The sequence below is a fragment of the Micromonospora sp. NPDC000207 genome, from assembly GCF_040300925.1.
GTDB lineage: Bacteria > Actinomycetota > Actinomycetes > Mycobacteriales > Micromonosporaceae > Micromonospora.
In genome coordinates, this window is sequence record NZ_JBEPEQ010000076.1 from 22,308 (window position 1) to 29,687 (window position 7,380).

Below are 7,380 nucleotides of genomic sequence, written 5' to 3' on the forward strand. Positions count from 1 at the left end.
CGGTGCCAGCGGGGGAGGACGTCCGGGTGGCGACCGGACCGACAGTCGTGAAGTCACCTCACGTCTGACGGAGGGTCGTCATCGGGGTGCGCGCAGCGCAGTACCGGAGTCGCCCACTAGGGTATGTGCGCAGAGTCACTCGGGGCAGGAGACGCCGCCGAGTGGGCAACCCGAAGCAAACCGGAGGTCAGCGTGGCCCGCCAGTCGCCCCAACGGCCCGACGCCGACGAGCCCGAGCTCGACGACACCACCGCGTCGACCGAGCCCGACGACCCCGGCGGCGCGGCCGAGCCCGACGACGTCGACACCGACGCCGACGAGGTGCCGGCCGTCGACCGGGACCGCTCGCTCTGGGACGAGGTACGCATCGACCCGGTGGAGATCGCCCTGCCCGCCGGGGGCACCGGTTTCACCCTTCGCGCGTACCGGCCGGCCCGTGAGGTGACCCCCACCGACGTGGCCGAACGCGACCAGGACGACCCCTTCCTGGCCCGGCGGCAGGCCGTCGAGGAGGACGACGAGACCGTCGTCATCCTCGACGAGGAGGTCGCCGACGAGTTCGCCGCGAGCGATCGGGAGGCGGCCGGCGTCACCGGCGGCACCAAGAAGTCGGACGGCAAGAAGACCGACGACGAGAAGACCGACGGCAAGAAGTCGGACGACGACTCCGAGGACGAGCCGGACGACGACGACACCGACGAGGAGGCGGCCGAGGAGGAGGACCCGGCCGGCGACGAGGAGGTGCCGGTCTTCCTGACCCACAAGGGCCACCTGCTGCTGTTCAAGACCCCCGAGGCGCTTGTCAGTTTCGTCCGGTCCGGGGCGCCCAACGACCTGTCCCAACTGGACAGTTGGAATGATCTGTCCGAACGGATCGAACCGGCCGACGTGGCCCCGCTCGACGAGGACACCTACGAGCTGGACCTGGTCGTGGAGAACCTGCGCGGCGGGCACGACACGTGGGACCCGAACCTCCTGATCCAGGCCGGTGAGGCCGCCCGTGACCTGTCGTACGCGCTGCGCCTGCCGGCCGTCCTCGACATGCTCTCCGCCGGGTCCAGCCTCGACGACCTCGACGAGGCGCTGCGGGCCACCGTCAAGGGCGGTGTCGGCGGGTTCTTCGGTCGGCGACGACTGCGCAAGATCGGCGCGCAGACCGCCAGTTTGGGTTGGCGCACCATTGTCGGGAAGATCTCTGCGGTAGTGGACTGGCGCGACTGACCCGGAGCGGGGAGCATCAGTCACTGGCAGAGAACGACCTGTGTTCGGGAGGAGGACGACGCCGTGGCGCTCGTGCGCGTGTACTGCGGTCTGGCCTCGGCGGAAGCCGCTGACGGGACGGCTCCGGCCGATTCGGCGCTGACGTCCGCTGTGGTCGACGATGCGGGCCGGCTGCTGCACGTCTACGAGATCGGTGACGATCCGGCCGGCTACGCCCGGCTGGTCGCCCTGCTCGTGGAGCGCTCGGGTGGTCCGGGCGGTGTGGCGATCGCCGCCGACAGCGACGACCACACGGTCACCTCGCTGCTCAGTGCCGCCGGCCGTCCACTCGCAATCGCCGACGACGACTCCGTGGACGACTTCGCCGAACGGTTCGCCGACGACGACTCGTTGGAGGAGATGCAGGCACCCCCGGCGGTCCGTCGGGCGGTCGGCCTGGCCCGCGCCCTCCAGGCCGGGGCGCTCTCCGCCGTCACCCTCCCGGCTCCCCGTGACCTCGCCAACTACAAGCAGGTCCTCTCCGCCCACGCGGCTCTGGCCAGTGGTCGACACTCCGCCGCGGTGACCCTGCGCGAGGTCCTCCGCGAGCTGTACCCGGCGGCGCTGCGGGCGTACCCGGATCCGGCCGAGACCGTGCCGCTCGCGGTGCTCGACGCGCTGCCCGAGCCGGGGATGCTCGTGGGCACCATGTCCCGGGGTCGGGACGTCTCGGTCGCTGCGGACGCCGTGGCCGCCCACCTCGCCGCCGACGGGGTGGCCCCGGCCGAGGAGATCGACGAGGCGGTCACCGCCCTTCGGGTCGCCATCTCCGAGACGCCCCGCCGGGCCACCGTCAACAGGGCGTTCACCTCGGCGGTGGCCGAGACCGTCAGGCAGGCGGTCGCCTCCGTCCGGGCCCTGGACGCCGGTTGCGACGCGCTGGTGAGCGCGCTCAACGCCCGGATCACCACGCCGACGACGGCTCCGGGTCGTCGGGCAGCCGCCCGACGTGGTGAGTCGGTCGGGGAGCTGTCCCCTGCCGGTCCCGGACTGTCCCCTGCCGGTCCCGGGCTGTCCCCTGCCGGTCCCGGACTGTCCCCTGCCGGTCCCGGGCTGCCCGCCCCGGGAGCCGGGCTGCGCAGCGTCCGACCGACCGAGCCGCCGCCGGCACCCGCCGGTCGACGCAGTCGACCGGAGCCGGTCTCCGACGGGCCGCCGCCCGCGCCGCCCCGTCCCCTCGGCCCGCCTCCGGTGGCACCGCCGCCGTTCGGGCCACCACCGGTGGCACCCGTGCCGGTCAGCCCCGCCGCCGTCGCCGGGTCGCCGGTGTCGGCGCCGCCTCGCCGTACCGAGCCGAGGCCGTCGTTGATCGACGCTCCCACCCGGGTCGACATGCCTGCCAACCGGCCGGTCTCCGCGCCGCCACCGCCGCCTCCGGGGATCACTCCGATCACCCCGCCGCAGCGCAGCAAGGTCTCGCCGGCGGAGACGGGAGAGCCGTTCCGGCCAACCCTCACCACCGCAGCCATCGAGAGTGCGCGCGCGGACCGTCAGCGGGCGCTCCTGCCGCCCCGGCCGACCGAGCCGGACCCGGCGCCCGGCACCGGGAGCTTCAGCGCGATCGACGTGAGCGTCCCGGTGCCGAACCCACGGCCGGGACAGGAGCCGTCCGCTCCCCCCGGTTCCCGGGCGAACTGGCCGCTGGTCAGCAACCCGGACGACCGGGACGACGCCACGGTGGACGCCCCGACGACCGTCTACCCGGGGGAGCCGACCGGGCAACGGGTCGACGCCAACACCGACCCGGGCACCGGCGATGGTCGGGTGACCCCGCCCTGGCTCGCCGACGACCTGCCCAAGGAGCCGCCGGTGCTGCGGCTCGTGGAGCCGCCCCTGCCCGGTCGCGAGGTACGCGAGACGCCGGGCGCTGCCGACCAGCGCCTGGACGGCCCGCCCCTGCGGCTTGTCGACCAGCAGCAGGGGGCCCGTGGCGGCCACTCGGCCGACCCGGTCGAGCCACCGGCGGCGGCCCACCGTTCCGCGCCGGAGCACCGTGAGCCACTGGCACGCCGCGAACCCCTGGAACGCCGTGAGCCGCTCGAACGCCGTGAGCCGTTGGAACGCCGTGAGCCGCTGGAGAATCGGGAACCACTCGGCCGTCGGGTCTCCCTGGAGCAACGGGCGGCGACCGAGCAGCGGAAGCCGACCGAGCACCGGCCACCCGTCGAACACCGCCCGCCACCGGTCGCCGACGAGGGCGACGGAGATTTGTTGATCTTCGCTGCGGCGAAGTCCGCCTGGTTCGTCGGGCACCCCGAGGACGAACTCGACTGGGGCAGCACCGCCGACACCGGTTGGCAGGCCGCCGAGCAGGCCGCGCAGCCGGCGGTGGGTGCGGAGACCTCGGCCGGGCTGCCGAAGCGCGTACCGCAGGCGAACCTGGTGCCCGGCTCGCCGCTGCGGGAGGAACGTCCGCTGCGGATAGTGCGTAACGCGGCAAGCCTCGCCGAGAACACCACCGGATACTTCCGGGGCTGGCGACGGGGACAGGAGATCGGCGGTTTCGCGGTCGGGGGGCGCCCCGGTCGGGAGGCCGCCGGAGGCTGGGACTTCACCCGGGACACCGGCGACCGCGACGACGACCGGGAGTACGAGTTCCGGTCCGCCGGCTACCGGTCCTGACCCCCCCCGGTCCGCCGGCCCACCGGTCCCGAGACCGGGTAGCGCCCGCTACCAGTCCTGCGGCCGGGGCGTCGGGTCCTGAGGCCGGGGCGTCGGTCACCCGGCCCCTCGGCACGCCACCCCGCTCCGGTCACCGGGGCGGGGGCGATCCCCGGTCGCGTCGGTGACCGGTTGTTCGAGCAGGTGTCCTGAGGCCGCCTGACGGCCACCCAGCGTCCGTTGCGGCGGCGGCCTCTCCGGGCACCACCCCTGCCCCATCGACCCGCACTGGCGACGACGACCGGCCGCAGTAGCTCGGTCGGGGGGACGGGACGCACCACGGCGTGGGCCAGCCGAGGCGACCCGGCGTAGGTCAGCGCGAAGGGACCACACCAGGACGTCGGTCAGCGCGACGAGGCCCGCCAACGGCTACGGTCACCGGGACGAGGCGCGACGAGGCGACGCGACGGGCGCACCGCCGACCCGGGTCGGGGCGTCGGCCCGTGCGGCGAGACGCGCCCGACGCGGCGGCCGGGGCCACCGGCGCCGGGCGGTTCCGACCGGAGGGTCAGGCGGGGGCGACGGCGCGCGAACGGCGCATCGTCAGCACGTACTCGACCAGGGAGATCAGCACGTGCTTGGTCGACTCGCGGTTCCGGGCGTCGCAGGCCACCACCGGGATCTCCGGGGAGATCGCCAGGGCGTCCCGGACGTCCTGCGGGTCGTGGTACTGCATCCCGTCGAAGCAGTTGATGGCAACCAGGTACGGCAGCCGCCGGTGCTCGAAGAAGTCGATCGCCGCGAAGCAGTCGGCCAGCCGACGGGTGTCGACGAGGACCACAGCGCCGATGGCGCCCCGCACCAGTTCGTCCCACATGAACCAGAACCGCGTCTGGCCCGGGGTACCGAAGAGGTACAGGATCAGGTCCCGGTCGATCGAGATCCGTCCGAAGTCCATCGCCACGGTGGTCGTCATCTTGCCCGGCACCTGCCGGGTGTCGTCGACGCCCACACCGGCCGAGGTCATGATGGCCTCGGTGGTCAGCGGCGTGATCTCCGAGACCGAGCCGACGAGCGTCGTCTTGCCGACGCCGAACCCACCGGCGATCACGATCTTCGCCGAGGTCACGCGCCCGCTCGGGGTCGGCGGCCGACGCGTCATGTCAGAGCCTGCGAAGTCCACTCAGCACCCTCTCCAGCAGTTCAGTGCCCACCGCGTCATTCGAGTCGTCCAAGGTGGTCGGCTCGTGGACCGCGACCAGGCCGTCCGTCGCCATGTCGGCGATGAGCACCCGGGCCACGCCGAGTGGAAGTTGCATCCGCGCCGCGATCTCGGCGAGCGACTGCACGCGTCCGTCACACAGCGCGGCGATGTATTGGTGTTCGCGACCGCCGCCGTTGCCATTGACAGCGGCCCGGCCCCGCACCGTGGTCTCGACGAGCGCCTCCAGGGCGATGTCCAGCCGGGGGCGGGTACGACCGCGGGTCACGGCGTACGGGCGGACCAACGCTCCGGTGGGTTCGTCACGATCAGCCATGTCGCCGTTCACCTCCCTCGTACCCGATACCGGCCGGACCCGGTGCTCGTCGTCCTCGTCGTCGTGCCGACCGGTTGGTCAGCGCGGATCAACCCAGCATCCCCGCAGCTGCACGCGGCTGCGGGGTCAGTGCGTCGCCCACCCGGTCCACCAGGAGGGCCATCTCGTAGCCGACCTGCCCGACGTCGCTACTGCGGGCGGCGAGCACGGCGAACGACGAGCCGTCGGAGATGGACATGAGGAACAGGAAACCATTGTCCATCTCGACCACCGTCTGCAACACCGCACCGCCCTCGAAGCATCGGGCGGCGCCCTGGGTCAGGCTGACCAGTCCGGAGGCGATCGCTGCCAACTGGTCGGCCCGGTCCCGTGGAAGGTCTCGTGACGACGCGAGGAGCAGGCCGTCCGCGGAGACGGCGACCGCGTGTGCGACACCGGGTACCCGGTCCGCGAAGTTGGCCAGAAGCCAACCGAGGTCCTGCGTAGTAGTCATCGTTGTTGCTCCTTCTGCCCGCTCCCGGCCACCGGGCCCGAGCCAGACTGCGAGGATTGCTGCCCACCCGAGGTCTCCCCCGGGCCGGTCGGACTGCCGTCGGCCGGATTGCTCCGTCCGCGCTGCACCCCTCGATGGTAGGCGGAGAGCAGACCGCGTACGGCCTCCGGTGTCCGCCGCTGCACCGAGGTCGTCGGCTTCTCCACCGCACCCGGCACGAGCTGCGCCATCGGGGTCCGCTTCGGCAGACCGGTCTGGGTGGTGGCCGCGACAGGAACCTCGCTCGCCGCAGTGGCGGCGCGCCAGCCGTCGTCGGCGGCGGTACGCCAGCCACCGGCCGGGGCGGCCGACCGCCCGCCCGCACCGCTGGGGGTGAAGGCGCTGTTGTCGCCAGTGGGTCCGGCGGTGGCCGAGGTGTCAGACATCGGTGCGCTACCTGTTGATCGGGCGGCGGTCTGCTCGGCGTCCCGACCGTTGGCGTCGATCACCGTGAACTGCTGGGTCGCGTCGCTACCCGCCGCTGTGGGTCGGGCGCCCGTCTCCTCCGGACCAGGCCGGCGGGTACGGAACCAGGCCGACTCCAGCTCCCGGAAGATCGGCAGCTCCATCGTCTCATCCGCGTACGGCTTGCGGTTCTGCTGGGTCGGACGGCGGGGTGCGGCAGGGGGCGCCACCGGCATCGGAGCCGGTTTGCTCGGGGCGGTTGGCGGTGGGCCGTCCGCACCGGTGCGCGGCACCCGGGGCAGTTCCGTCGTCATGTCCAGGGCGGCGGCGAGCCGTTCCGGGACGGGTGGGGTGACCGGGTCCCGGTCGGCGCCGGGCACCGGCGGCCAGGAGGGCGGTGCCGTCGGGTGGCCGGTGGGCCGGGCCGGCAGGCCCGGGGGGACGTCGGCCGGGCGACCGGTGGTCGGGTCGGCCGCCGGTGGGGCCGGCTGCCCCGGCACGGGGGAACCGGAGAACGGCGAACCCGACACCGGGGAACCGGAGAACGGTGAACCGGAGACGGGCGAGCCGGAGAACGGGGAACCCGACACGGGCGATCCGGAGACCGGTTGTCCGGAGACCGGCATCACCGAGCCGGGCGGGCTGGACACCGGGGGCGCCGAGACCGGCGGGACGGGAGGCGCGGAGACCGGCGGCGGTGAGTACGCCCGTACCTCCGGGCTGCTCGACTGCTGGCGGGGGATGCTCGGCTGGCCCAGGCCCGTCGGGTCGTCCTCCCCACCGGAGCGACGCTGCGGAAGCGGGTCCACGGAGTGCCCACCGGAGGGCCGGGACGGAAGGTCGTCCCCGGCCGGACCGGTGGCTCCGGTCAGGTCGCCCCAGGCGGGCAGCGGACGACTCGGGACGTCCGAGGCGGGGCTGCCGTTGCGGGGGGCCGGGTCGATGGAGCGGCCACCGAGGGCCATCTGGTTGCCCGACCCGCCGGTGCGCTGGCTCGGGATGAACCCGCCACCGGAGCCACCGGCCGGACCGCTGCCCAGTGCG

4 protein-coding genes and 2 pseudogenes are annotated in these 7,380 nt (G+C 73.7%); 2 read left to right on the plus strand and 4 right to left on the minus strand.

Translation table 11 applies throughout. The annotated features are described in order from the left end of the window. Positions 1–161: 161 nt before the first annotated feature. Positions 162–1,221, plus strand: a pseudogene (locus ABT336_RS18780) (SatS C-terminal domain-containing protein). Between the two features lie 63 nt (positions 1,222–1,284). Beyond that, a complete protein-coding gene (locus ABT336_RS18785) occupies positions 1,285–3,882 on the plus strand; it encodes a transposase (protein ID WP_350897902.1) in 2,598 nt (865 codons plus the stop codon). A gap of 547 nt (positions 3,883–4,429) precedes the next feature. On the opposite strand, the gene ABT336_RS18790 is transcribed toward ABT336_RS18785, so the two are convergent. The 4 genes and pseudogenes from ABT336_RS18790 to ABT336_RS18805 all read right to left on the minus strand — a co-directional run. Then, the gene (locus ABT336_RS18790; RefSeq protein ID WP_350897903.1) at positions 4,430–5,023 is read right to left on the minus strand and encodes a GTP-binding protein; all 594 of its coding nucleotides are present in this window, start codon (positions 5,021–5,023) and stop codon (positions 4,430–4,432) included. A 1-nt stretch (position 5,024) separates the two neighbouring features. Next, positions 5,025–5,399 (minus strand): DUF742 domain-containing protein, encoded by a 375-nt coding sequence (locus tag ABT336_RS18795; RefSeq protein ID WP_350897904.1) that lies wholly within the window; start codon positions 5,397–5,399, stop codon positions 5,025–5,027. Between the two features lie 88 nt (positions 5,400–5,487). Further along, positions 5,488–5,892: a roadblock/LC7 domain-containing protein gene (locus ABT336_RS18800; RefSeq protein ID WP_007455462.1), complete on the minus strand. Its 405-nt coding sequence runs from the start codon at positions 5,890–5,892 to the stop codon at positions 5,488–5,490. Further along, positions 5,889–7,380: pseudogene (locus ABT336_RS18805) on the minus strand (ATPase); the annotation flags it as partial. The gene ABT336_RS18800 and the pseudogene ABT336_RS18805, both read right to left, overlap by 4 nt.